This window comes from Ardenticatena maritima, from assembly GCF_001306175.1.
GTDB classification, from domain to species: Bacteria; Chloroflexota; Anaerolineae; order Ardenticatenales; family Ardenticatenaceae; genus Ardenticatena; species Ardenticatena maritima.
The window spans coordinates 304,795-329,505 of the sequence record NZ_LGKN01000006.1 but is presented as its reverse complement, the minus strand read 5'-3'; the positions used below and the strand labels follow the sequence as shown (position 1 = coordinate 329,505).

Genomic DNA, 24,711 nt, shown 5'->3' with positions numbered 1-24,711 from the left:
GGGCTGGATTATATGCAGATGAAAGGCAACGCCAAATGCTTCTCTTGTTCAGCGCAAAACCCGCTCATAGACCGATGTGATGAAGCGGGCGGCTTGGTCCCAGGAGAAGCGTTCTTGCACGCGCCGCCGGAGCGCATTGCCCAGGATAGGCCATTCATGGGGTGTCTCCAAGAGGTCGAGCAGCGCGCGCGCAAACGATTCCGCCGAGAATGGTTCGGCATAGACGCCCCACTCGCCCAAATATTCGCGGCTAACGGGCGTATCAAAAGCGACGGTTGGCAGAGCTGTTGCCATGTAGTTGAGCAATTTGCCGCTGCCTTCGGTGGCGCTCATCTTTGGCGCAACAGCAATGTCGCCAATGCGCAAATAGCGCGGTGCGTCTTCGTAGGGCATACGCCCTGTGAAGGTCACATGCTCCTGGATACCCAACGCATGGGCGCGCTGGCGATAAAGCGGTTCGTTGGGGTAGCCCATAATCAGGAAATGGACGTCGCGCCGTTCGTGCAGGATGCGTTGAGCCGCTTCCAGAAGCAGGCCGGTACCCTGGTATTCCGCCAGCAGCCCAAGATAGGTGATGACAATGCGGTCGGCGGGAATGCCCAGGCGCTGTTTGAGCGTTTTTATCTCGTCAGCGTCTTCTTTGGTGCGTGGGCGGAAGATGTCGGTGTTGACGCAATCGGGTACGGGGTAGATGCGGTTGGCGGGAACGCCAAAGGTGTGAATGAGCAGGTCGGCGGCATTGTGTGAGCTGGTGAGAATGGCGTCAGGTTGATGGTCAATCCACTTTTCGAGTTGCCAGAGCAGGCGGTAGAACGGGCTGTTGCGTTTCAGGAAGCCGTGGTCAATCATTTCGGCCGTCATACTGCCCTGAAAGTCGAAGATGAGCGGCAAACGGCGCACGCGCGCCAGGACGGAGCCGATGAGCGCCCCTTCGTGCAGATGGGCGTGAATGAGCGTGGGGGTGTTGGCAAAAACTTCATGCAATGATGTGAGCCCGAGCAGGGCGTCGAGGTAGATTTTGTGTTTGGATGAGCCTACCACTACGCGGTAGTTGAAGGGAACACCGGGCGAGCGCCGCACAGTCAAGCCGCCGATGTCGCGCCCGTTGGGGTAGGCGAGGATGCGAATGGTGTGCCCCAGGGCGCGCAAGGCGATGGCTTCTTCGTAGATGCGCACATGGCACCCATAATCGGCGAAGAACATGGTGGGCGCCAGCATGAGAATTTGATGGGTAGTGGTAGGCGTTTTATGCGGTTGGAGCGACGTTGCGTGTGATGGTTCAGACTCGGTTTTGGAAAGGGCTTCGGACGTCGGGCGTATCCTGGAAGCCATGTGTACACGTCCTTATGCATGTTCGACAGGCTTGAAAGCGTTGGCGATTATAGGGGAGAGATGGGTTTGGTTCAAATTGGGTTGGCGAGAAATGGTGTGCGGCGCACTTGTCAGGTGCGCCGCACGTGAGAGCCCTGGTTGCGGTGGCATTGCGCGGGGCTATGGCTGTCTGTTTTGTGGCGAGAGGTGTTGGAGTCGGCGAAGGATTTGCTTCAATTCTTCGCGCAATGTGGCGGACTGCTGCCGGAATGCCTGTTCACCAATCTCGCGGGCTTCGTAGCGGTCTTCCAGGTCGGCGAGTTGTTGCACCAGCGTATCGCGGCGTGCAATGAGCGCCGGATAGGTCTCTTCTGTGGCAGTGGCGGGCGTTCGCCAGGCGTACACCCCGACGCCGAGCAGTGCCAACGCCAGCACAACCAGTCCTGTCCAGGCGGGCAGGCGCTCACTGAGCGGGCGCGTCTCTTCTGGTGCAGCAATGGGTTCGAGTGTGGGGCTTTGGGGCAGTGTGGATGGGTCGGGCAAGCCTTGCAGAACGAGTTGCACGCCCGACGTGGCAAGCGCGTCGTCGGCGACAAAGTTTTGGTACGTGGTACCGTCTGACGTTTGCAAGGGGTCTTCTGGTGAGAAGCCTTCGATTGTTGTGGTTTGCCCCAAATCCACCACCAAGACGCGCATGTTGGGCACGTTGCCCGGCAGTGGGATGGTCAGGCGCTGTTCGGGGGCGGCGTAGGGCAGGACGTAGGAAAGCACGAGCGGCGTTTCACCCGGCGGCAGGGTCATCCGCACGCGCACGCCGTCGGGGGTGACCTCGGCGGCTTCTTGCAGCGTTTGTTCTTGGAACGTGAGCCCTTGGGCGTTGCTCGGAAGTGGAATAAAGAACCCGCCTTCGCTTTGGTCAGCGACCAGCAGGCGGTCGGTGGGGTTGTTCAACGCGTAGAGCGCCCCCACAATCCAATGACCGTCGCTCACATCGAGAATCATATTGACGCGCTGGACGTCAACGACCGACCAATCGCGTGAGGGGGCGTAAATCGTGATGTGGGTTGTCAGCGCGGTTTCGCCTTCGGCGAATTGCAGCAACTCGCTGAAATAGGGTTGTCCTTCGTAGGTGACGCGCACCAGATAGACATGTTGGGGGGCGGTGTCAAGCCCCTCAAAACGGACGCTCCCATCGGCGTTGAGTGGCGCGGAGGTGATGACGGGCGGCCCTTGCCCGTTTGGCAGGAACAGGAGTTCCGCTTCAAGATTTTCGGGCAGCGCAACATCAGCGGTGCCCATCAGTACGTTGACCTCAATCACTCCATCACCTTCTTGAGCAGACGCAGCCAGTGGAACGACCAGCGCCAACAGCACGGCGAGCAGGATGAAACGTGTCTTGTTGAGTTTGTCTAGACGCATTTGTCTCTCGGCTCCGTTTCGTTCTATGTGTTTCCAGGTGAAAAGATACCCCGCTCTTGAAAAGGGACAAAGAAGAGAGGCGAGAGCGCGGCAACACGTGGGGCTTTCTGCGCTCTGCGCTGGCATGTTTGCCTTGCAGTATCCTCTTCGTACTATTCCCACACTGGCACATCAACCCAACCAATCAAGGACACCGCCATGCAACAGACTCCCCAGCGAACCTGGCTTGGTGCATTGTGTGTCATCAGCGCGGCGCTTTTTTGGGGCACGTTGGGGCCCATCATGCACATTTTGCAGCGTGATACGGCGCTCACCGCCATTGACATCAGTTTTCTGCGGGCGCTCATGGGCGGGCTGACGCTCCTGGTTGTTGCCCGTGTGTGGCGGCCGTCCTGGCTCCATGTCGCCCGGCGCGACCTTCCCTTTTTTGCAGCATACGGGTTTCTCAGCGTGGCGGCGTTTTTCGTGCTCTATGCGACGTCGGTGCACATCAACCCTGTGCCTGTGGCGGTGGTGTTGTTGTACACAGCGCCGGCATTCGTGGCGGTGGCGTCGTGGCGTTTGTTCGGGGAACCGATGAGCCGCGCGAAGGTGGCAGCGTTGGTATTCGTGTTGCTTGGCTCCACGTTGGTGGCGGGGCTCTGGTCGGCGACGGCGCGCCATGTGACACTCTTGGGCTTGCTGGTCGGGGTGGGAAGCGCGGCGACGTATGCGACGTTGGGGCTGTTTGGGCGGGTGGCGTTGCGCCGTTACGAAGCCACCACGGCGATGATGTTCGCCTTTCTGTTTGGCGCGCTCTTTCTGACGCCGATTGTCGCGCGTGATGCGCCGGCGATTCTTGCGGCCTTTCGCACACATGGCGTGTTGATTCTCATCATGGGGCTGATACCGACCGCCGCCAGTTATGTACTCTACACGCTGGGGCTCAAATGGCTCTTGCCTGGGCAAGCCAGCATTCTGGCGACCATTGAGCCTGTGGTTGGGACGGTGCTGGCGTGGCTTTGGTTGGGGCAGCGCATTGATGCGCTTCAGATTCTGGGCGGGGTGTGTATTTTGGGGAGCGTGCTGATTTTGCAGCGCGACATCGAGACCACGGCTGAGGCGGCATAGAAAAAGCGGCGCATAAGCCCATGCGCCGCTTGATTGCCAAAACCGCCTGCTATTGCTGTTGTTGCGCCAACCAGGCAAACACGTTGTCGTATTGCCCGGATGCTCGCCAGAAGACCCAGCCAATCGCCCCCCCATCAATTGCGCCGTCTACCTGGGCTTGCAACATTGGCCCTTCATACGAGTATTGCCCCCAGGGGTACGCTTGCAACCAGGGGCGCACAGGGACGAAACTGCGCGCCACCGCCTGGCTTGTCGCGCGGTAGAGCACGTCGTAGGGCTGGCCGGTGGGGTTTTCCACCCCCATGTTGCCGGGCGCATAGGTTGATGGGTAGGTCATCGGGCAGAAAATATCCAGCCAGCGCGTCATTTCTTCCACAATTTGCCCAATGTTCATATCGTGGGTGGGTGGTACAGCAGGCACCAGCCCAAACACATCGCCACTCAGTAGCGCCGGCGTGGGGTCAACAGCATGCTTGACGACCGCCAAAAACGAGCGAATGGCGTTCACGCGATGCTGTTGGTCAATCTCGCGCCCCCATGCGATTTCACCCAGATTGCCGTCGGTCGGGAAGCGAATGTAGTCGAGGTTGATTTCGTCGAAGCCCATTTCGGCCAGTTCGCGCGCCAGCGTGGTGGTGTAGGTCCAGTTTTCGGGGCGGGCGGGGTCAACCCACCCCAACCCCTCACGGTCAATCCAGACACTCCCATCGACACGGCGCACCGCCAGGTCGGGGAAGGCGTGGGCGCGCAAATCATCCTTGAAGACCACAACCCGCGCGACAGTGTAGAAGCCGCGTTCTTTCATCAACTGCAAGGCTTCTTCCAACGGCACAGTGGGGTATCCTTCGACCATGGAAGCCGCCGCGTCGGGGTGTTGGCTTTGCCAGGCGAGCCATGCGCGGTCGCCTTTGGCGTCCAGGACGATGGTGTTGATGCCAAGCGCTTGGGCGCGGTCGAGCAGGTCAATCAGCCGCTCGCGCGGACCGCCGAGGAAATTGTATGAGACGTAAATCCCGCGGGCGAAAAACGGTTCCAGCGCCACCGCGCCGCTCGGCCATTCGTCGAGTACCACTCGTTGGTGCCCCCCATGCTTCACGATGAAGGGCGGGCGTGCGCCTTCGGGCAGATACACATTCCCATTCAGGTCGCTATAGGCCACGAAACGCCCGTCCGTCACCACCGCCCGTGAAAGCGGCTGCCCTGAGTTGCGGTCAACAATTTGCATGTGGCGCGTAGTGGGGTGCAAACGCACTTCGTTCGATGTGATGATGTCGGCCGTGGAGAGGACGCGTGGCGTATAACCGGGCGCCAGCGCCAAAATGCGCCGACTTGCAAGGGGCAAGGGCAAGCGCACACCCCCCGCGTTGCTCAGAGCAACGTGCGGGCCGCTCCATACCGCGGCGGCGTGAAGCGGTGCGCCGGTTTCAGCGTCATACAGGCGAATTTCAATTGTGCGCGCGGGTGTGGGCGCTCTTTCATCCGCCGCGACCGCGCCGGTTGAAAGCAGAAACAATCCAATCAGCCCAAGCAAAATGCGACGGAGTGCCATAGATGTTGTTCCTCTTTGGGGTCAGGTTTGAGTATGCGGGCGATACTATAACCAGCCTGCAATGGCAGACAAGCCGTTGGCGTCATATGCAAACGGGGCGGCAATGCGCCGCCCCGTTCTTACGAGCGCATGGCGCTTTCGAGAATTTTTTCGCGCGGTGTGCGGAGCAGGCGCAACCCATTGGCAACCACGATGAGTGTACTGCCTTCATGACCGACGACACCCAGCGGCAAGGGCAGGTTCACCAGAAAGACGGACGCGATGAGCACGAGGATGACCGCCAGGCTGAATGCAATGTTTTGCCACACAATTCGCCGTGCGCGCCGCGCCAGCCCGATGAGATAGGGCAGTTTGGTCAGGTCGTCGCTCATGAGTACCACGTCGGCGGTTTCCAGCGCGACGTCTGTACCGGCGGCGCCCATGGCAATCCCCAGGTGGCTGACAGCCATGGCGGGCGCGTCGTTGACGCCGTCGCCAACCATGGCAACGTGGCTTTCCTGCGCCAGGCGTTCCACCAATGCCACCTTGTCTTGCGGCAACAGTTCGGCGTACACTTCGACAATGCCTAACTCGCGGGCGACGGCTTGGGCAACGCGCCGCGAATCGCCCGTGAGCATCACAATGCGTTTGACGCCCATCGCGCGGAGTGTCTCAATGGTAGTGCGGGCGTCTTCACGAATGGTGTCCGCGAGCGCAATCAACCCCACGGGGTGCCCATCCACGCTCACATAGACCACGGTGTTGCCTGCTTGTTCCAGTCGGCGGGCTTCCAGTTGCAGCGGCATGGGCCAGAGTTCGCCGAATTCGTCCGCCATTTTGCGGTTGCCAATGCGAATTTGGCGCCCTTCGACTTCCGCCACTACGCCTTTGCCCACGACGGCTTGCGTCTCTTCGGGGTCGGCAAGCGGCAGCCCTTCGGCGTGCGCCGCTTCCACAATGGCTTCGCCCAAGGGGTGCTCCGAGTAGCGTTCGGCACTCGCCGCCAGGCGCAAAATCTCTTCGCGGGGCAGTGCCAGCGGTGCATCCACGCCTTTGGGCTGCAACTGGGCGAGCAATGTTTCATCAAACCAGGCGTCGCCCAGCACGTCCGCCGCCGGCACAACGCTGGTGACACGGGGGCGGCCATAAGTGAGTGTGCCCGTTTTGTCGAAGGCAACGGCGTCGAGCGTAGCGGCTTGTTCCAGGTATGCGCCGCCTTTGAAGAGAATGCCGTTGCGGGCGGCGTTGGCGATGGCTGAAAGGATAGACGCGGGTGTGCTAATCACAAGAGCGCACGGCGAGGCGACCACGAGGAAGGTCATCGCGCGGTAGAACGTTGTATCGAATGGTCGCCCCAGAATGAGGGTGGGGACGGCAATGAGCGCCAGTGTGATGAGCACCACACCTGTGGCGTAGCGTGGCTCAAATTCTTCCAGAAAGCGTTGCGTGGGGGCTTTGCGGGTTTGCGCCTGTTCGACCATCTGGATGATTTTGGCCAATGTCGTGTCTTCGGCGCGTCGTGTCACGCGAATTTCAAGCACGCCTTGGCCGTTGAGCGTTCCCGCAAAGACTTCATCGCCGATTTCTTTGGTCACGGGAATGCTTTCGCCGGTGATGGGCGATTGGTCAACGACCGACGTCCCTTCGATGACCGTACCGTCAATGGGGATACGCTCGCCCGGCTTGACAATGACGATATCGTCAATACGCAAGTGCTCGATGGGGACCAGTTCTTCGCGCCCATCGGGGCGGCGTACCAACGCCTCGGCGGGGCGCAGGTCCATGAGCGCCCGAATGGCTTTGCGGCTGCGGTCGAGCGCGTAACTTTGCAGCGTGTTGCTGAGCGAAAAGAGGAACAAGAGTGTGGCGCCCTCCGCCCATTCACCAATTGACGCCGCGCCGAGGGCGGCTAAGACCATCAGAAAATCAACATTCAGTTCCAGGCGGCGCAGGGCTTTCAGCCCTTCGATAGTGCCGAAGAAACCGCCGCTGATGTACGCGATGATGTAAAGCACCAATTGCGGTGTGCCGCTCAACAGCCCTATTTGCCCGCCGCCCCACGCCACCGCCAAAGAGAGCGTACAGATGGCGGTCAACGCCACCTCCAGCGGATTGACGCCCTCTGGCGCATCGGCTTCTTCCGACGGTTCAGGTTCCGGGGTAGAGGGGGTGGGGCTTTGTTCTTCGTCCCGGCGTTCGTGTTCAAGCATCTTTGTGGTCATTGTCTGCCTCCTGATTGGCTGCTTGGCAGGTTGGGCAACGTCCATGCACGTCGAAAATGTGCCCATGCACTTCGTACCCGGATTGTTCTTCAATCATGCGCCGCCATGTGGCGCTTTCAGGGATGTGGATGTCCTCGATACGCCCACAGACGTCGCAAATCAGGTTGATGTGGGCGTCGGTGTGTGTGTCGTAGCGCACCACGCCGCCAGTGTCGAAGGCGCGCAACAATCCCAACTGCGTGAAGAGGTCGAGCGTGTTGTAGACGGTCGCCAACCCCAGGGTGGGGTGTTCAGCATGAATGCGAGCATAGACGTCTTGCGCTGTTGGGTGTCCCCGCATGGCGCGCACCGTGCGCCATACCAGCAGGCGCTGGGGGGTAACGCGCATGTTGGCGGCTTGTAGGCGCTGGATGAGTTCTTGGTCCTCGGCTGTTGGTGTCATCAATTTCCCTCCTTAGTTATCAATAATCATTCTAAACTAAAAATATATTTTGACAAATAGCGTTTATTGATGGCGCTGGCAAAGAGATGGCGCATGGTTGATTGGGCTCGCTTGCGGCAAAGACTTTCGATGTCGTCGGGTGTCGGTATAATCAAATCTCACCAAACAGGGTGCAGAAGAAAGGTGCTCCATGTCCGCTGTTGTGGTATTTCGCAATGTTTCCAAACGTTTTTGGCTTGATCGTTCTGCCGGGCGTACCTGGCAGGAACGGTTTATTGCGTTGGTGCGGCGACATCGCCAGCCACGCGAGCAATTTTGGGCGTTGCGCGATGTGTCGTTTGCCATTGAGCAAGGTTCGATGGTGGGCTTGATTGGACCAAATGGCAGTGGCAAAAGCACCACGCTCAAACTCATGACGGGGATTTTGGAACCGACGCACGGTGTAGTGGAAGTCAATGGCCGTATAGCGGCGTTGCTCGAACTGGGGACGGGGTTTCACCCTGAAATGACGGGGCGCGAAAATGTCTTTTTGAATGGCGCTTTGTTTGGGTTTTCTCGAGATGAAATGCGCAAGCGTCTTGATGATATTGTTGCTTTTGCTGAATTGGAACAATTCATTGATATGCCCGTTAAGCATTATTCCAGTGGGATGTTTGTACGGTTGGCGTTTGCCGTGGCGGTCTTCCTCGACCCCGAGATTTTGGTGGTGGATGAAGTGCTGGCGGTAGGCGATGCAGCGTTTCAACACAAATGCCTCGACCATATTGCCCGCTTGCGTCGTAAGGGAACTACCATTGTGTTGGTCACGCATGATTTGAATGCTGTGGAAACGATGTGTGATCGGGTCATTTGGTTTGAAAAGGGGCAGGTTGTGGCGGATGGTGCCGCGCATCAAGTGGTGCGTGACTATCTCGCGGCTGTTGCCGCCAGGGATGAGACGTTGCGCAGCGTACAAACCCCTTCGGGTGCCTCGGATGGGCAGCGCTGGGGGACTGGCCGCATCACCATTGAGGCGGTTGAGTTGCTGGATGGTTCGGGGCAGGCGCGTCATGTGTTTTTCACCGGCGAACCGATGACGATTCGGCTTGTGTACGTGGCGCACGAGCCCATTCAGTCGCCCGTTTTTGGGTTGGCAATTCACCATCAGAACGGGGCGCATGTTTGTGGCCCAAACACCTTCTTTGGTGGATTAGACCTCGGTGTCGTTGAAGGGCGTGGCGCGGTGGAGTATGTCATTCCATCGTTGCCCTTGCTTGAAGGTGGGTATGTGCTCTCGGTCTCAGCGCACACGCGCGACGATAGCGAAATGTTCGATTATCATGATCGTTTGTACACATTTCGGGTGGCACGTGGCGACCATCGCGAACGGTTTGGCCTGGTGACGCTGGGGGGAACGTGGGCACACAACACAGAGCTCGCGGTCAGTACGGAGGAACATTCATCGTATGCCTGACACTTCCCCTCACGTCCTGATGCTCGCCAACGATATTGTAGCGCCACGTATGGCGGGGCCTGGTATTCGCGCGTGGGAATTGGCGCGCACGTTGGCCGCACATACAACGGTCACGTTGCTTGCGCCACTGGCTGAGCCTCCCGTACCACCACCACCTTCTTTGCACGTAGCAAGCGTGCCTTTCGGCGATGATACCGCCTTGCATCCCTTCGTTGCCGCCGCTGATGTCGTCGTCTGTGATGCGTTTGGGTTTCAACGCATAGCCGACATTTTGCCGGAGCGAACCGCGCTTGTGGCAGACGCCTACGACCCTTTCTTGCTTGAAAACCTGGAATGGTGGCGCACGCATGCTCTGGATGTCCGTCAGCGCCGTATGCGCGAAGATGTCTCACTGTTGGCGCGCCTTTTCCAACGCGCTGACTTCATCATCTGCGCGAGCGAGCGCCAGCGCGATTTCTGGTTGGGCATGTTGGCGGCTTGGGGGCGATTGACCCCCACACTTTACGAAAATGACCCCACATTGCGCACATTTGTTGCGCTTGTGCCCTTTGGTTTGCCGGATGAACCGCCCCCGCCCGCATCGCGCCCATTTCTGCGGGGTGTTCACCCGGCTGTTGACGCCCGGTCGCGTGTGATTGTGTGGGGTGGCGGTGTGTGGGAATGGCTTGACCCCTTTACAGCCATTCGCGCCGTGGCGTTGCTCCGTGAGCAGCTGCCCAACGTGCGGTTGGTCTTTCCGGGCATGCGTCATCCCAATCCGGCCGTGCCTGAATCACGGGCGTTGCAAGCAGCGCAACAGTTGGCGGCTGAGTTGGGCTTGCTCGATACGCATGTCCTCTTCGTCGAACAATGGGTGCCTTATACCGCGCGTGCTGCCTATTTGCTGGAAGCCGATGTGGGGCTTTCCCTCCATCGTCCTCATATCGAGACCCATTTTGCCTTCCGCACCCGTCTTCTGGATTACATTTGGGCTGGCTTGCCCATGGTGGTCAGCAGCGGTGACGCTTTGTCCGAGCACATTGCGGCATGGGGGCTGGGCGAAGTGGTTCCACCGGAGGATGAAAACGCATTGGCTGAAGCTTTACTGCGTGTGTTGCAACATCCTCAAGAGGAGCGCCGCCGCCGTGCAGAAGGATTTGCCCAGGCGCGCGAGGCGTTGCGGTGGTCACGTGTGGCGCAGCCGTTGATTGCGTTTTGTCGTGCGCCGCGCCGTGCGCCCCCGCCTTTGTGGCGTTTGACGCCGGTTGAAGAAGCGAAACCAGCCGCGCAGAAATCGGTGTGGAAACAGTGGTGGAAGAAATGGCGATGAACGCAAATCGTGTCTCTGTCATTGTTCCGCTTTGGAATGGCGCTGCATTTATTGGCGACTGCTTGAAGCATCTCGCGGCGCAAACCATCGCCGAGCAGATTGAAATACTTGTTGTGGATGATGCTTCGACCGATGAGGGCGCGGCGTTGGTGGAAACATCGTTCCCCCATGTGCGGCTTCTTCGGCGACCGGTGAACGGCGGTTTTGCAGCGGCGTGCAACACCGGCTTGCAGGCGGCAAGTGGCGACGTGTTGGTGCTCCTCAATCAGGATGTGTTGCTGGCGCCTGATGCGATTGAACGGCTCGTTGCGGCATTGAATGTGCCTGAGCGAGGTGTTGTCGGCGGCAAATTGCGCTACCCCGACGGACGTTTACAGCATGCGGGCGGTTATCTGCTCTGGCCACAGGCGTTTGGTATGCATGACGGCGTGGGCGAACCTGATGAAGGCCAATACGACACGCCGCGTGAGGTTGAATTTCTGACGGGGGCGTTGTTGGCGGTGCGGCGCAATGTGTTTGAACGTGTCGGTGGGTTGGATGAAGGCTTTTACCCTGCCTACTATGAGGATGTTGATTGGTGTTTTCGTATTCGCGCCGCTGGGTATCGCGTTTGGTATGCACCTGATGTTGTAGGAACGCACCAGGAAGGGAGCGCATTGCGTCGCGCTTCTCACCGCGAGATTGCGTATCACCGGGGGCGTTGGCGATTTTTGTTGAAACATATGCCGCCGGCACGCTTGTTGGCCGAGACCATGCCAGCGGAAATGGCGGATGCACAATTGTGGCAGAACCAGCATACGCCCTATGCTCTGCAACAAGCATGGCTGGCCGCTATGGTGCAGGCGGCTACCCTCTTGCGGCGGCAGTGGCAAGCCGACGAGCAGACCGTTTTTGATGTGGTGCGGGCTTTACAGCTCCTTGCCAATCAGGCGTGGCAGGCGGAGCAATCGTTTCGCTTCATGCTGCCGCAAGAGCCGCCGAGATTGGCTTTGCCGCGCCCTGAGTGGTCGCCGTCTCGTTGGAAACGCCTACGGCAACGCTTGCGTTGGTGGATTTATACGCACTTGTGGCGGTATGAACATGAGCAGCTGATTTCGCAGCAAAACGCCATCAATGCTGAGTTGCAACAAGCCGTTAAGTGGATGCAGGTTGAGTTAGCGAGCGTGCGGCAGGCACTCTCCTGGTTAGCTCACGATATCGCCTATTCTGCACAGGGTGAGGAGGAATCTCATGAGTGAACAAGAGCCGCTTTTTGTGGTGCAAGATCCCGAGATAGACGTGGATGCAATCATGCAAACGATTCGCCAGCGTATCGCGGAGCGACGAGCGGCGCTGGGCGAACCGCAACAGCAGTTTCCCACGTTTGATGACATGGGCATGCCCGAAGAGCCTGACGATATTCCACATGATGCCAATCTCTACCACCATTTGCGTTTGCTGAATGCACTCTATTTTGAGTTTCCATTGGATCCTGTGCTGGCTTCTTCCCCATCAACGCGCATTCCTCTTTTAGGCCCATTGTGGGCGCGTCTGCGGCGTGAAGCGCACAATTTGGTATTGTTCTACGTGGGCCGTGTCATAGGACACCAAATTCAAATCAATCGTCATATTGTGGGGGTGCTCAATCGTCTGGTAGCGGAAAACGTGGCCTTGCGGCGGCAGGTGCAGGAGATGGAAGCGCGTTTGGAGGCGCTCGAGGCGCAAGGAGAGGCGTCTGGTGAAGCATGAGCAGATGGACATGAGAACAGACCTGCGTGTGGCTGTTATTGTGCCGCGCTATGGCGCGCACATTGTGGGTGGTGCTGAATCACAAGCGCGCGGTTTTGCTGAAGCGTGTGCGCGGCGTGGTTGGCACATCGAAGTTTGGACGACGTGTGCAGAAGACCACTACACATGGGAAAACAGCCTGCCTGCTGGACGCACGGTCGAAAATGACGTCATCGTGCACCGCTTTCCCATCACGCATTGGGCCCCCGAAAAGCGGGCGCATGCCGATGTGCGCATGGCCACATGGGGGCGTGTCCCTGAGCATATAGCGTGGGATTGGCTCGACGCTGGGGCGCATAGTGCGCCGCTGTATGCACACATCATGCAGCATGCAGATCATTTCGATGCGCTTGTTGCGTTGCCATATGCCATGGCGTTGACTCATTTTGCGGCATGGTCGGCTCCACACAAAGTTATCGTCTGGCCATGTTTACATAACGAACCGTATGCGTATATGCTTCCCACCCGTTTGCTGTTGGAGAATGTTTATGGGGTCATGTTGAATTCTCCGGAAGAGGCGGATTTGCTGACAACGCTTTTGCGCTATACGCCTCAACGGATGGCTGTATTGGGGGAAGGGGTTGTCTTGCCATCACCTTCTCGGGCTGATGACAACACCTATCATGACCTACTCTATGTTGGCAGGTTCGAGGAAGGGAAAAACTTGCCCCTGCTTTATCTCTATGTTCGCCGCTATGTCGAACAAGGCGGGGATTTGCGCCTGCATCTTGTCGGCAAAGGTCCCTATACGCCCCCTCAACACCCGGCTTTTGTGGTGCGCGGTTTTGTCTCTGAAGAGGAAAAAGCCGCCGCGTATGCAGGCGCGCTTGCTTTGTGCCAGCCTTCTTTGAATGAAAGTTTTTCCCTCACCATCATGGAATCATGGCTTGCGGGACGCCCGGTGTTAGTACATGGCGATTGTGCCGTCACGGTGGGGCATGTGCGCCGCGCACAAGGGGGGCTGTGGTTCCGCACCTACGACGAGTTTGTGGGGGCGATCGAATGGCTCCGCGCGCATCCCGAAGAAGCCGCCCGCATGGGACGCAATGGGCGCGAGTATGTGCAACGTAACTATACCTGGGATGTTGTGGTGGAGCGTTTTGAGCGTATTCTGCGTGCCTGGAAGCAACAATCTTCTTCTGGGGAGCAGCTGCAATGAGTGTGCGCGTTTTGCATCAATGTCTGGCGGGGGCGGCTCCGGGGGATGCGATTACCGACCAGGCGTTTCTCATCCAGCGCTGGCTGCGCCAGGCCGGTATTCACTCGGATATTTTCGCCGAGAGTGTGCATCCGCTGCTCGAAAACCAGGTGCGTTCTGTGGTACAACTGCGGCGTGAGGAAGCGCAGGAAGGCATTATGTACCACCATGGCATCGGCACAGAAATTGCAGAGACCTTATGCGCGTGGAACGTGCCCCTTTTCATGGTTTATCACAACATCACACCACCCGCGTTTGTACGCACATTCGACCCCCGCCTGGCAGCGCAACTGGAGCAAGGGCGTGCGCAATTGCACACGTTGCGCGCTCACACCGTTCTCGCCGTCGCCGACTCCGCCTACAACGAGCGCGAACTGCGCGAGGCCGGGTATGAACAGACCGACGTTTTGCCCATCGTGTTGCATGCTGAACCCTACGACCAGCCAATCAACCCCGACCTTGCTCGCGGCCTGCGTGAGCGTGGTCCCAATCTTCTCTTTGTGGGGCGGCTGGTGCCCAACAAGCGCCAGGATGACCTCATCAAACTACTCTGGTTCTACAAGCGCATTCGCCCCCAGGCGCGGCTTATCCTCGTTGGTTCATCCTGGTTGCCCACCTACAGCCAATGGTTGCGTGGGCTGGCGTTCGACGTTGGCTTGGGGGATTCGGTCTGGTTCACTGAACATGTGCCCGAGCGGGATTTGGTTACCTTCTACCGCAGCGCCGATGTCTATGTGTCGATGAGCGAGCACGAAGGCTTTGGCAAGCCCTTCATCGAAAGCATGTATTGCGGATTGCCCATCGTGGCGTATGCCGCCGCCGCCGTGCCTGACACTGTCGGCGATGCGGGCATTCTCTTCACCCGCAAGGACTTTGAAGCCGTGGCGGAACTCATTGACGTTGTGGTGCATGACACGGCTTTGCGCGAACGCCTGATTCAGAATGGACGGCGGCGCGTTCAGCGGATGTTGGAACCGGCTGTGCGGCAGCGTTTCATGGAATTTTTGGAGCGGTTCACCTACCTGCGGCAACGCAGTGCCTCTTCGCAACCCTGAAAGGCTGTGATGTTGTTTACTTTGCTTTGAAAAAATCCTGCTTCGGCGTACCATACGAACACAGACGAGCCAGAGCCGAGGAGGATGAGCCATGTCCCTGTACGAGCCAACCCAACACCCGGGACGCCAGGCGTTGCAGCAGTGGGAAGCCGCCAAACCACGCAACTACTACACCAGCGACACGAGTTTTCAGCGTTGGCTGCGCCTTTATTTGGGCGAAACGCTTGACGCCCACGAAGAGGCGTTCAGTGCGTTTGGCGAAACCGTGGCCACGGTGATTGGGCCTTTGCTGAAAGTCAACGAACAGCGCGAGAACTTGCCCCGCCTGGAACGCTACACCCACATTGGTGAACGGTGTGAAGCGGTGCAGTTCCACCCCAACTACCACGAAGCCGGCCGTCACATCTGGCGCAGTGGTATCCTTGCCGTCCAGCGCGACCCCGGTCGGCTTTTTGAGCAGGCGGCGTTGTTCTACCTGCTCACCCACGAAGGCGAAGGTGGGCATGCCTGCCCCATTGCCTGCACAGCGGGGCTTATCCGCGCTTTGCAACAGCACGGGAGCGACGACCTCAAAGCGCGCTACTTGCCCCCCTTGCTCGAACGTGATTACGACCGCGCACACCGTGGCGCGCAGTTCCTCACCGAAATTCAGGGGGGCTCCGATGTAGGGGCGAACATCGTGCGCGCCGAGCCGGCTGTCGAGTACCCCGGCGCGTGGCGTATTACCGGCGAAAAATGGTTCTGCAGCGTGATTGACGCTGACCAGTTTTTGATGACCGCGCGTCCAGTGGGAGCGCCGGCCGGCACAAAGGGGCTGGGCTGTTTCCTCGTGCCGCGCCGTTTGCCCGATGGCTCGCTCAACCGCTTCTTTGTGCGTCGTCTGAAAGACAAACTTGGTACGCGGCTCATGGCCAGCGCCGAAACCGACTTCGACGGCGCGCTGGCGTGGCCTATTGGTGAGTTGTCGCAGGGCTTCAAAATTGCCGTGGGGCTGGTGCTCAACACCTCGCGCTGGATGAACGCGCTCGCATGTGCGGGAATCATGCGGCGCGCCTTCATCGAAGCCGATACCTTTGCGACGTACCGCGAAGCCTTTGGTGCGCCTATCCGCCGCTACCCCATGGTGCAGGAAAACCTCGCTTTTATCCGCGTCCTGACCGAAGCGGCGTTAGCGTCTACCCTGGCGTTGACGGCCATCTTCAACCGCCTGGACGATGGTTTAGCCACGCCTGCCGATAAAGCCGTGTTCCGCTTTTTGGTGAATGCCAACAAGTACATCACCGCCGTTGACGCCAGTGAAGCCGTCCACCGCGCGATTGATGTGCTGGGCGGCAACGGCGCGATTGAAGACTTCTCGATCTTGCCGCGCCTCTACCGCGACCAGGTGGTGCTTGAAAACTGGGAAGGCACGCCGAACGTGTTGGCGCTGCAAGTCATGCGCGACCTGGCGCGGCTCAATCTGGTTGAACCGGTAGTCGCGACGTTGCGCGCCTGGTTGGCTGAAGTCAATGCCCCCGCACTGGCAGCCGAAAAGCGCTCCACCGAAGCCGCTTTGGAAGCCGTGTTGCCGCCGCTGGGCGTAGCGCTGACAGCGACCGACCAGATGCAAGCCCACGCCCGCCGCCTGACGGAGCGCCTGATGCGCGTGGTACAAGCGACGTTGCTTTTGCGCCGTGCGCAATGGGATATTCAGCAGGGGGCGCCTACAGATATGCCTGATGTTGCCGGCTTGTTCATCAAGCGTTTCCTCGTCCCTGGTTACGACCCGCTGGGCGATGCCGAGTGGACAACCCGCCTCGCCCGGTTGACCACACCATTGACCGACACGCTGGCGGTGACATCTTGACGGCGAAAGACCACATGGCGCGGGCGGAACATCTGCCGAACGCCGAGCGTTTCGCCCGCGCTTTGCTGGAATGGTACGACACGCACCGCCGTGATTTGCCGTGGCGAGGCACGCGCGACCCCTACGCCATCTGGGTCAGCGAAATCATGCTCCAACAAACCCAGGTGGCGCGTGTGGCTGAGTACTTTGCGCGCTGGATGGCGCGTTTTCCCACTGTGCAGGCGCTGGCCGAAGCCTCGTTGGATGATGTGCTCAAACTGTGGGAAGGATTAGGCTATTACAGCCGCGCGCGCAATCTCCATAAGGCGGCCAAGGTGATTGTGGAAGAACGGCAGGGGCGGTTTCCGCGTACCGCTGCTGAATGGCAAAAATTGCCCGGTGTCGGACCGTACACAGCCGCAGCGATAGCCAGCATTGCGTTCGGCGAGCCGGTAGCGGCACTCGATGGCAATCTCAAGCGTGTGTTGGCGCGCGTCTGCCTTGTGGAAACACCCATCAACACGCCTGAGGGGACGCGCCTCCTTCATGACATCGCCCAAGCGCTGGTGCCGTCCCAGCGTGCCGGCGATTGGAATCAGGCGCTGATGGATGTGGGCGCAGAAATTTGTACACCGCGCTCGCCCCGTTGTTTGCTCTGTCCTGTGCAGACGCATTGTGCGGCGGCGGCGCACCAACGCCAACACGACCTGCCACGCCGTCGGGCACGCGGCAAGCGCCCACATTACCTTGTGACGGCGGCGCTCATCTGGAACGAAGCCGGCCAACTTCTGATTGCGCAGCGCCCTCATGACAAGATGCTAGGGGGCTTGTGGGAGTTCCCCGGCGGCAAATGTGAGGCAGGCGAAACGCTAGACGCCTGCCTGCGGCGGGAGATTCGCGAAGAATTGGGCATTGAAATTGAGGTGGGCGAACATCTGACAACGGTAGAACACGCCTACACGCACTTTTCAATTACCTTGCACGCGTTTCATTGCCGCTATGTGGGGGGCGAACCGCAAGCGTTAGGGGTTGCCGATTGGCGGTGGGTCTTTCCAGATGAGTTGGATGCGTTCGCCTGGCCTTCGACCGACGCCAAAATCATCGCTACCTTGCGTGCGGCACAACTGACAGCAGAAAGTGAGGATTGACCATGAAAATCACATCCTACGGTGCGGCGGGGACGGTAACGGGGTCGTGCCACCTTGTCGAGATTGACGGCAAGCGCATTCTGATTGACTGCGGGATGTTTCAGGGGTTGCCGCCCATCGTCACCATGAACTACGAACCGCTCGGCTTTGACCCGACCACGTTGGACGCGGTTGTGCTGACACATGGACACCTGGACCATTGCGGGCGTCTTCCGATGCTTGTCATCGAAGGGTATGATGGGCCAATCTACGCCACACGCCCCACCTACGATGTGGCGCGTTTCATCCTGCTGGATTCAGCGCGTATTCAGCATGAAGACTACCTGAACGCTGAAAAGCATTTACGCCGCTCCGGCGTCGAAGTGCCCCCTCCGCTTTACACAGAGCAGGATGTGTTCGATACGCTCGACCTGTTTGTGCGTGTGCGCTATGACGAACCTATTCGTTTGGGCAAACATCTCACCATCACCTTGCGCAATGCAGGGCATATTTTGGGGTCTGCATTTGTGGAAATCGAAGGTCGCCATCAGAAACTGATTGCCAGCGGCGACGTGGGAACGTGGGAGCAGCATGTCGTCCCCGACCCCGACCTCCCTACCAAGGCCGACGCGGTCTTGCTGGAAAGTACCTATGGCGGGGTGGTGCATGAGCCGCTTGATCAAGCCATCGAAAAAATTGCCACATTCATCACTGAAATTATCACCCAGGGGGGAAATGTCCTGATTCCGACATTTGCGCTTGAACGTGCCCAAGATGTCATTTTCATTTTACGCGAACTCAGTTTGCAACGCCGCATCCCCAAAGTGCGCGCCTTTTTGGATAGCCCGCTGGCCATCAATTTTACGAAACTGCACCGTCGTTATCCCGAGCAATTGGGCGAGGCTGTGAAGCGCGTCATCATGCGTGGTGAAGACCCCTTCTCATGGCCTGGGTTGACGTTGACCCGCACACAGCGCGAATCGTATCGCATTGATGCGATCGAGTCGGGTGCGGTCATCATGGCGGGGAGCGGCATGGCAACCGGAGGGCGCATTTTGCGCCATCTCTACAACAACCTGTGGCGTCCTGAGTGCGGGGTGTTGTTTGTGGGCTTTCAGGCGGAAGGAACGAATGGACGCTTATTGCTGGATGGTGCGAAAGAGTTGGAAATTTTCGGCGAGCGAGTGGCTGTGCGGGCGCGTATCGCCAATATCGAGGGGTTGAGTGCGCATGCCGATGAGCCGCAACTGGTGAAATGGGTTCGCCCAACGGGTGATGGCAAAATCTTCCTCGTGCATGGTGAATCACCCGCGCCGGAAGCGTTGCAAGCGACATTGCAAACGCAATTGGGGCGTGAAGCCGTCATCTCAGAGCGTGGCGTGACTTATGAAGTGTGAGCCTCTTCGAGGACGGCTTTCGCAACATCGGGGACGTCGGTGATAATGGCGTCCACTCCAAGCATTGCCATGCGGCGTATTTCCCCCGGGTCGTTCACCGTCCAGACATTGACCTGTTGCCCGCGACGGTGTGCTCTCGCTACCATCTCAGGGGTCACTTGTGAGAGATGCGGGTGCAACGCCGCTGGCTGCAAGAGGTGGCGTGCCCAAGCACGCCGCAATGGGAGCGGCAGGTCGGGCGCATAGAGCAATCCTACTTTGAGGTGGGGTGCCGCCAGGCGCAAGCGTGCCAGCACGGTGGGGTTGAAGCTGCTGACGATCACACGGTGCCAAAGATTGCGGCGTTGCAGGAAGTGCAACGCCGTTTTTTCAAGCCCATCGCTCGCCCAGGTTGTGCGTTTGAGTTCGATATTGACAAACACCGTATCGGGAAGCGCGTCGAATACGTCATCCAATGATGGCGGTGGCGTCCCACGCCATGTTTCTCCAAACCAGCCCCCTGCGTCGCGTTGTTGGAGTTCCGCCCACGTCAAACGCGCCACGCGTTCGGATGGCGTGCCGCTGATGGTGCGCCCCAAGTTTTCATCGTGTGCGACGACCAACACGCCATCAGCAGTGCGTTGAACGTCGAGTTCAATCCCGTCGGCGCCCTGCGCGATGGCCGCTAGGAACGCAGGAAGCGTGTTCTCAGGGGCAACACGTTGCGCCCCGCGGTGAGCGAGAATCAGTGGGCGTTTCATGGCTGGGGTTCTTCTGGTATGAGGGTTGTTGACAAAAGGCGGACAGCACCAGCGGATTGCAGTGCCTGAGCCACAACCTCACGTTGTGCTTCATCTACAAGGGCAATCACATTGCCGCCGCGCCCGCCGCCGCTCAGTTTCGCACCGTATGCGCCGGCGTCGAGAGCCGCCTCCACAAGACGGTCGTTCACATCCGCCGAGACACCAATTTGGCGCAAGAGCGTGTGATTGCGCTGCATAAGCATGCCAAGCTGGACTGTATCGCCACGTTGTAGTGCCTCGCGCGCCGATGCTACCAACGCGCCGATTTCGTCGAAGAGGGCTTCGTAGCGTTCGCGGTCTCTCTCCCATGCTGCGCGTACATCCCCCACTGTGAGACGCGTCGGACTGGGAACGCCCGTATCGGCAATGAGCAAGTGGAAGCGCCCGCCAACGTGGAATGGTGTCGGGGGGGTACCACGCACAAACCAGATTGGTCGCTCATACGCTACCACTGTGTTGTCAATACCACTGGGGGTACCGTGGAGCAAGGTCTCGCTTTGATAGACAATCTCAGAAATGGTCGCGTTGTCGACGGGGCAACCAAATGCAGCGAACAAGGCGCGTACCACGGCTGTCGCTACAGCAGCGCCACTGCCCATACCGCTGGCAATAGGAATCTCGCTGCTGATGGTGATATCAAGATCGAGGGAAGGCGCAATCTCGCACCGTGTAAGGACTTCGCGGATGACGCACGCAATAGGGTCAGTAGGAGGGGCGGCATCGAGCAAATAATGCCGCCCAATGTCCAGCGCGTGAATCACGATGCCGGCCCCGCGGCGCCCTGGCTGCACGATAGCGGAGGCGCGCACATCACTTATGGGGACGGCGATAGCCGGTCGCCCATACACAACCGCATGCTCGCCCAACAGAATGATTTTTCCGGGCGCGCTTCCCCTACCGCGCACGCTCTCATCAGAAATAGATTTCGATTTCTTTGTCCTCATTGTCAATAGACGCCGTGAATTTTACGTTGGGTTTCTTTTTTTTCGGTTGACGCAACGTTTCGTCGTTGATTTTCGTGGGCGTCAACAGCATAGCGAGAAAGACGAGGAGTAGCAAAATGATGATGATTGTGGGCATGCGGTCCTCCACCTGTTTACACTTTTGAGAGCCGAAGGGGTGTTGGTAGTGTACTTGGAAGGTGCGACAATTGGCAATATCTGAAATGCAAAAACCTGTTTTTTCAAGTTTGATGCATACTCTTGTGTAAAACAGGTTTTGTTACCTAGTAAAACGAGTTTGTTATCAAATTTTGCGGACGGTTTGATTTTTGCATTGGGGATGATTGAGCCAATCAGAGAGTTTTTGCCTACCGAACGCTGTTCATGGGACCGATGCCCCCATAAACGAGACCAAATGGCTATACACTTCTTTCTCTCCACCTTGTAGACTCGTGGTGATAAGCGTAAAAGCCGACATTGCAGTTTGGCAAGGGAGGGAGAGATGAAATATATCCGATCCATGTGGATAGTTGTTTGTTTGGGAGTTATCGCCTTTTGGGGTGTATCGCAGGGGTTTGCTGATACAACGACTCCAACCTGGTCACCTCAGAACTTTGCATTAGGGGGAGGGCATGTCATGTTTTCTTCCCCCACGATCGCAGATATTGATGGCGATGGCAAAGATGAGGTTTTGATTGGTACAACGCGTAAGCGGTGTGATAATAATGGTTCGAATTGCACGTTTTCGCAACAGCCGAAACTGGTTGTCCTCAATTCGAATGGCACGATCAAGTGGTCGCGTCTCCTCGAATCCTCCATCAATTCGGCGCCTTCGGTGGGTGATATTGACGGCGACGGTGATGTGGAAATTGTGGTGAGCTTTGGGGGCGAGGCGTTGGATCCACAGGGGAATGGCGGTGTGCGCGCCTTTGATCACAATGGCAATGTTCTCTGGACGTTTTACACTTATGATCATTATGATCCTCATCCTCAAACGGATGGCGTCTTTTCAACGCCTGCGTTGTGCGATGTAGACAATGATGGTGATTTGGAAATTGCGTTCGGGGCATGGGACCAACGTATTTATCTCCTCGATCACCGAGGGCAATCACTTTGGAATGATTTGCATTGGGATTGGGCGGATTCTGGGCGAGGATATATCAATGCCGATACCGTCTGGTCCTCACCGGCCTGTGCGGATTTCAATGGTGATGGTGAACAGGAGATTGTCATTGGGGCGGATATCAGTGATGGTGGCATTATGCCGGATGGAACCCCAGGTTTTCAGGGTGGGTTTGTGTATGTGTTCGACCGCTTTGGGAACGTACTTGCGCGGCGTGATATGCCGGAAGCGATTTACTCTTCCCCCGCTATTGCTGATTTGGACAATGATGGCAAGCTGGAAATTGTGATTGGAACTGGGTGGTATTGGTGGAATGTACATGGGCGCACGGAAACACGTTACGTCTACGTGTTCCGCTCGGATAACTTGTTCAATTCCAGTTTGCATTATAGCGATCCTGCGAAATTGCCTTACGCGCCTGGATGGCCGCAACCAACCGCCTACCCGGGTATGAGCTCCCCTGCCATTGCGGACTTGGATGGAGATGGTGATTTGGAAATTATCATTGGCTCTGGTGATCCATTTGTAAGTGGAAGTGACGGTGTGCCTGGTAAAGGGGCTGTCTATGCCTGGCACCATACAGGGGAATTAGTGAATGGTTGGCCGATTTACCCCATTAGTAATGATGAAAGTGGAAATCAGGATGCGGCGATTCGCTCGTCGCCAACGGTGGCCGATATAGATAATGACGGGCAATTAGAGGTGCTTTTTGCCTTCTTGTGGGAGGTGCAGGCGTATAGTCCCAATGGTCAGCTCGAAAATTCGTTTTACACCTTGTATACCGTGGAGGGGGCACCTGCTGTTGCGGATACCGACAAAGATGGATTTGTCGAAGTATGGATTGGCGGTGGATATTACTATGACCAATCTCAGGGGTATTTATGGCGCTTTGAATCGAATGTGAGTGGTGTAGGCGCAATGCCCTGGCCAATGTTTCATCGTGATGCGGCGCATATTGGCTCGTTAGGACGTCCTGCGGAATTGGTGTTGCCGACGGATAGTCTCTTCTTGATGATTGAGGAAGGGCAGACACGCGCCGAAATAAGTTTTTATCTGCGCAATAGTGGTGATTATCCGCTTGATTGGGCCATTGCATCCAAGCCCACTAATGTAAGTGTCTCGCTGTCTAGTGGCACATTGCCCCCTCATGGGCAACAAGTTCTCTCACTTACGGTTGATGTGAGTGGGTATGCGCCTGGGACCTATACTTTGGGTGAAATACTCTTTTCGGCCTCGTATGCTTCGACGGCGCGGCAAGTCGCGCTTCCTCTTTCAACCTATATTGGAAAAGTCTACAAAAGTTTTGTTTCTGTTGTTTCTCGTTGAGTCCTACCTCAGTACTTTGAAGAAAGGCCACGCAAATCGCGTGGCTTTTCTTTTTTCAAAATGGTGGTTGTCTTTACAATCACGCGAAATTTTGATAACGAAGGTGTTTGGTATGCGGATTTTGCATGTGATTCCCCGTTATGTTCCCGCCCATGGTGGAGCGGAACAGCATTTGCATGAAATTGGGCGGCGGCTTGTGCGTGATGGGCACGAGGTTGTGACAGTGACATCTGATGCTCGCGATGTTATTGCTCTTTGGGATCCAAAAGGGGCACGATTTGAGAAGCTTCATGAGCGTATTGATGGTGTCGAAATACGCCGATTTCCTCTGCGCCATGCCCCTGGTGGTGCATTGACGTATGCGGCGGTTCGGCGGTTGTTGTGGCTCTATTCCAAAACGCCCTGTCCATTGGCCCCTGCGTATGCCCTCTCGCACTTGACGCCTCGAATCCCGGGCCTTTTCCATTGGTTGCGTGAAACGCAAGAGTCGTTCGACGTGGTCGCAGCAATGGCGATTGTGTTTGAACCACTTGTCTATGAAGCCTGGCAATATGCGCAGCGACGAGGCATTCCTTTTTTGCTGTATCCTCTGACCCACCTTGGAGCTGGTCATACACCTGGTACAGATGATGTAGCATCGTTTTATACCATGCGTCACCAGATAGCGCTGGTGCGGCACGCCGATGTGGTCTTTGCTCAAACCACTGATGAAGTCGATTTTTATGTCACGCATGGTGTGCCTCGTCATCGGCTCGTGATTGCTGGTGTAGGCGTCAACCCCGAAGAGGTGTTGGGAGGAAATGGAGCATATTTTCGTGAGCACTTTGGTGTGAGGGATAGACCCCTCGTGGGGATGATTGGGACGCTATCGCGCGAGAAAGGGGCGCATACCCTGCTGGATGCTGCCTTGCATTTGTGGACATCTGGGGATAATTTTGTGCTAGCTCTGGCTGGTTTTATACCTCCTGATTTTGCAAAACGTCTGGAGCAGGTACCGCCTCGCTGGAGATCGAATATTTTGGTGTTAGGGGCAATTGACAATGCCTTGAAACGCCATATGCTGGCAGCACTTGATGTGTTGGTATTGCCTTCACGGAGTGATTCTTTCGGCATTGTTTTTCTTGAAGCATGGCTGTATGGCACGCCTGTGATTGGTGCCAATGCGTGGGGAGTACGGTCAGTCATTGAGCATAATCGGGATGGGATATTGATCCCATTTGGCAATCCTAAAGCCCTTGCCCGCGCCATCAAGTATATACTTGATCATCCCGAAGTGGCTGCGGTATTGGGCAAGCGTGGGCGAGAAAAAGTTGAAGCGAAACATTTATGGGCACACGTGTATGCCCGCGTGAGCCCGTATTATAGGCCGTTTTGAG

At 57.5% G+C, this 24,711-nt stretch carries 20 protein-coding genes; 12 read left to right on the top strand and 8 right to left on the bottom strand.

From position 1 onward, the window contains the following. Positions 1–48: 48 nt before the first annotated feature. Both SE16_RS12265 and SE16_RS12260 read right to left on the bottom strand, forming a co-directional pair. Positions 49–1,332: a glycosyltransferase family 4 protein gene (locus tag SE16_RS12265; protein ID WP_082374155.1), complete on the bottom strand. Its 1,284-nt coding sequence runs from the start codon at positions 1,330–1,332 to the stop codon at positions 49–51. A 159-nt stretch (positions 1,333–1,491) separates the two neighbouring features. Continuing rightward, positions 1,492–2,730: a hypothetical protein gene (locus SE16_RS12260; RefSeq protein WP_054492626.1), complete on the bottom strand. Its 1,239-nt coding sequence runs from the start codon at positions 2,728–2,730 to the stop codon at positions 1,492–1,494. A gap of 198 nt (positions 2,731–2,928) precedes the next feature. On the opposite strand from SE16_RS12260, the gene SE16_RS12255 reads away from it, so the two are divergent. Beyond that, the gene (locus tag SE16_RS12255; protein ID WP_060687660.1) at positions 2,929–3,840 is read left to right on the top strand and encodes a DMT family transporter; all 912 of its coding nucleotides are present in this window, start codon (positions 2,929–2,931) and stop codon (positions 3,838–3,840) included. Positions 3,841–3,889: 49 nt separating this feature from the next. On the opposite strand, the gene SE16_RS12250 is transcribed toward SE16_RS12255, so the two are convergent. The 3 genes from SE16_RS12250 to SE16_RS12240 form a co-directional block, all read right to left on the bottom strand. After that, on the bottom strand, positions 3,890–5,389 hold the full coding sequence (locus SE16_RS12250) for a putative glycoside hydrolase (protein ID WP_054494034.1): 1,500 nt from the start codon (positions 5,387–5,389) through the stop codon (positions 3,890–3,892). 119 nt (positions 5,390–5,508) lie between these two features. Beyond that, a complete protein-coding gene (locus tag SE16_RS12245) occupies positions 5,509–7,590 on the bottom strand; it encodes a heavy metal translocating P-type ATPase (protein ID WP_160317042.1) in 2,082 nt (693 codons plus the stop codon). Next, positions 7,571–8,032, bottom strand: coding sequence for a Fur family transcriptional regulator (locus tag SE16_RS12240; RefSeq protein WP_054494035.1), 462 nt, complete (start codon positions 8,030–8,032; stop codon positions 7,571–7,573). Before SE16_RS12240 ends, SE16_RS12245 begins: the two co-directional genes overlap by 20 nt. 202 nt (positions 8,033–8,234) lie before the next feature. On the opposite strand from SE16_RS12240, the gene SE16_RS12235 reads away from it, so the two are divergent. The 9 genes from SE16_RS12235 to SE16_RS12195 all read left to right on the top strand — a co-directional run bounded on the left by SE16_RS12235 (position 8,235) and on the right by SE16_RS12195 (position 19,163). After that, on the top strand, positions 8,235–9,485 hold the full coding sequence (locus SE16_RS12235; protein WP_201782273.1) for an ABC transporter ATP-binding protein: 1,251 nt from the start codon (positions 8,235–8,237) through the stop codon (positions 9,483–9,485). After that, on the top strand, positions 9,478–10,794 hold the full coding sequence (locus SE16_RS12230; protein ID WP_054494037.1) for a glycosyltransferase family 4 protein: 1,317 nt from the start codon (positions 9,478–9,480) through the stop codon (positions 10,792–10,794). Before SE16_RS12235 ends, SE16_RS12230 begins: the two co-directional genes overlap by 8 nt. Then, positions 10,764–12,032, top strand: coding sequence for a glycosyltransferase family 2 protein (locus SE16_RS12225; protein ID WP_082374437.1), 1,269 nt, complete (start codon positions 10,764–10,766; stop codon positions 12,030–12,032). The genes SE16_RS12230 and SE16_RS12225 overlap by 31 nt, the downstream gene beginning before the upstream one ends. Continuing rightward, positions 12,025–12,522, top strand: a complete 498-nt coding sequence (locus SE16_RS12220; RefSeq protein ID WP_054494039.1) for a hypothetical protein — start codon at positions 12,025–12,027, stop codon at positions 12,520–12,522. The genes SE16_RS12225 and SE16_RS12220 overlap by 8 nt, the downstream gene beginning before the upstream one ends. A gap of 10 nt (positions 12,523–12,532) precedes the next feature. Then, positions 12,533–13,720: a glycosyltransferase family 4 protein gene (locus SE16_RS12215; protein ID WP_160317043.1), complete on the top strand. Its 1,188-nt coding sequence runs from the start codon at positions 12,533–12,535 to the stop codon at positions 13,718–13,720. After that, a complete protein-coding gene (locus tag SE16_RS12210) occupies positions 13,717–14,814 on the top strand; it encodes a glycosyltransferase (protein ID WP_054494041.1) in 1,098 nt (365 codons plus the stop codon). The genes SE16_RS12215 and SE16_RS12210 overlap by 4 nt, the downstream gene beginning before the upstream one ends. A 91-nt stretch (positions 14,815–14,905) precedes the next feature. Continuing rightward, positions 14,906–16,660: an acyl-CoA dehydrogenase family protein gene (locus SE16_RS12205; RefSeq protein ID WP_054494042.1), complete on the top strand. Its 1,755-nt coding sequence runs from the start codon at positions 14,906–14,908 to the stop codon at positions 16,658–16,660. Next, positions 16,657–17,787 carry an A/G-specific adenine glycosylase gene (gene mutY, locus SE16_RS12200; protein WP_200907455.1) on the top strand — a complete coding sequence of 377 codons (1,131 nt, stop codon included), beginning with the start codon at positions 16,657–16,659 and terminating at the stop codon, positions 17,785–17,787. Before SE16_RS12205 ends, mutY begins: the two co-directional genes overlap by 4 nt. 2 nt (positions 17,788–17,789) lie before the next feature. Further along, positions 17,790–19,163, top strand: coding sequence for an MBL fold metallo-hydrolase RNA specificity domain-containing protein (locus SE16_RS12195; protein ID WP_054494044.1), 1,374 nt, complete (start codon positions 17,790–17,792; stop codon positions 19,161–19,163). On the opposite strand, the gene SE16_RS12190 is transcribed toward SE16_RS12195, so the two are convergent. From SE16_RS12190 to SE16_RS16045, 3 genes are read right to left on the bottom strand one after another with little or no spacing between them, the layout of a single operon-like run. After that, positions 19,151–19,903: a glycerophosphodiester phosphodiesterase gene (locus SE16_RS12190; RefSeq protein WP_054494045.1), complete on the bottom strand. Its 753-nt coding sequence runs from the start codon at positions 19,901–19,903 to the stop codon at positions 19,151–19,153. The genes SE16_RS12195 and SE16_RS12190 overlap by 13 nt on opposite strands. Next, positions 19,900–20,850: a mevalonate kinase gene (gene mvk, locus SE16_RS12185; RefSeq protein ID WP_200907456.1), complete on the bottom strand. Its 951-nt coding sequence runs from the start codon at positions 20,848–20,850 to the stop codon at positions 19,900–19,902. Before mvk ends, SE16_RS12190 begins: the two co-directional genes overlap by 4 nt. A 7-nt stretch (positions 20,851–20,857) precedes the next feature. After that, a complete protein-coding gene (locus SE16_RS16045; protein ID WP_160317044.1) occupies positions 20,858–21,025 on the bottom strand; it encodes a hypothetical protein in 168 nt (55 codons plus the stop codon). Positions 21,026–21,388: 363 nt separating this feature from the next. Here SE16_RS16045 and SE16_RS12180 point away from each other — a divergent pair, with 363 nt between their 5' ends. Next, positions 21,389–23,335, top strand: coding sequence for an FG-GAP repeat domain-containing protein (locus SE16_RS12180; RefSeq protein WP_082382007.1), 1,947 nt, complete (start codon positions 21,389–21,391; stop codon positions 23,333–23,335). Further along, positions 23,247–24,710 carry a glycosyltransferase family 4 protein gene (locus SE16_RS15500; protein WP_236693748.1) on the top strand — a complete coding sequence of 488 codons (1,464 nt, stop codon included), beginning with the start codon at positions 23,247–23,249 and terminating at the stop codon, positions 24,708–24,710. Before SE16_RS12180 ends, SE16_RS15500 begins: the two co-directional genes overlap by 89 nt. Position 24,711: the final 1 nt, after the last annotated feature.

Bases quoted from the DNA above. Each gene is read 5' to 3' on its own strand.
- SE16_RS12230 (WP_054494037.1), top strand. From the start codon at position 9,478: ATGCCTGACACTTCCCCTCACGTCCTGATGCTCGCCAACGATATTGTA.
- SE16_RS12220 (WP_054494039.1), top strand. From the start codon at position 12,025: ATGAGTGAACAAGAGCCGCTTTTTGTGGTGCAAGATCCCGAGATAGAC.
- SE16_RS16045 (WP_160317044.1), bottom strand. From the start codon at position 21,025: ATGCCCACAATCATCATCATTTTGCTACTCCTCGTCTTTCTCGCTATG.
- SE16_RS12265 (WP_082374155.1), bottom strand. From the start codon at position 1,332: ATGGCTTCCAGGATACGCCCGACGTCCGAAGCCCTTTCCAAAACCGAG.
- SE16_RS12205 (WP_054494042.1), top strand. From the start codon at position 14,906: ATGTCCCTGTACGAGCCAACCCAACACCCGGGACGCCAGGCGTTGCAG.
- SE16_RS12180 (WP_082382007.1), top strand. From the start codon at position 21,389: ATGAAATATATCCGATCCATGTGGATAGTTGTTTGTTTGGGAGTTATC.
- SE16_RS12195 (WP_054494044.1), top strand. From the start codon at position 17,790: ATGAAAATCACATCCTACGGTGCGGCGGGGACGGTAACGGGGTCGTGC.
- SE16_RS12245 (WP_160317042.1), bottom strand. From the start codon at position 7,590: ATGACCACAAAGATGCTTGAACACGAACGCCGGGACGAAGAACAAAGC.
- SE16_RS12240 (WP_054494035.1), bottom strand. From the start codon at position 8,032: ATGACACCAACAGCCGAGGACCAAGAACTCATCCAGCGCCTACAAGCC.
- SE16_RS12190 (WP_054494045.1), bottom strand. From the start codon at position 19,903: ATGAAACGCCCACTGATTCTCGCTCACCGCGGGGCGCAACGTGTTGCC.
- SE16_RS12210 (WP_054494041.1), top strand. From the start codon at position 13,717: ATGAGTGTGCGCGTTTTGCATCAATGTCTGGCGGGGGCGGCTCCGGGG.
- SE16_RS12250 (WP_054494034.1), bottom strand. From the start codon at position 5,389: ATGGCACTCCGTCGCATTTTGCTTGGGCTGATTGGATTGTTTCTGCTT.
- SE16_RS12260 (WP_054492626.1), bottom strand. From the start codon at position 2,730: ATGCGTCTAGACAAACTCAACAAGACACGTTTCATCCTGCTCGCCGTG.
- SE16_RS12255 (WP_060687660.1), top strand. From the start codon at position 2,929: ATGCAACAGACTCCCCAGCGAACCTGGCTTGGTGCATTGTGTGTCATC.
- SE16_RS12215 (WP_160317043.1), top strand. From the start codon at position 12,533: ATGAGAACAGACCTGCGTGTGGCTGTTATTGTGCCGCGCTATGGCGCG.
- SE16_RS15500 (WP_236693748.1), top strand. From the start codon at position 23,247: ATGCTTCGACGGCGCGGCAAGTCGCGCTTCCTCTTTCAACCTATATTG.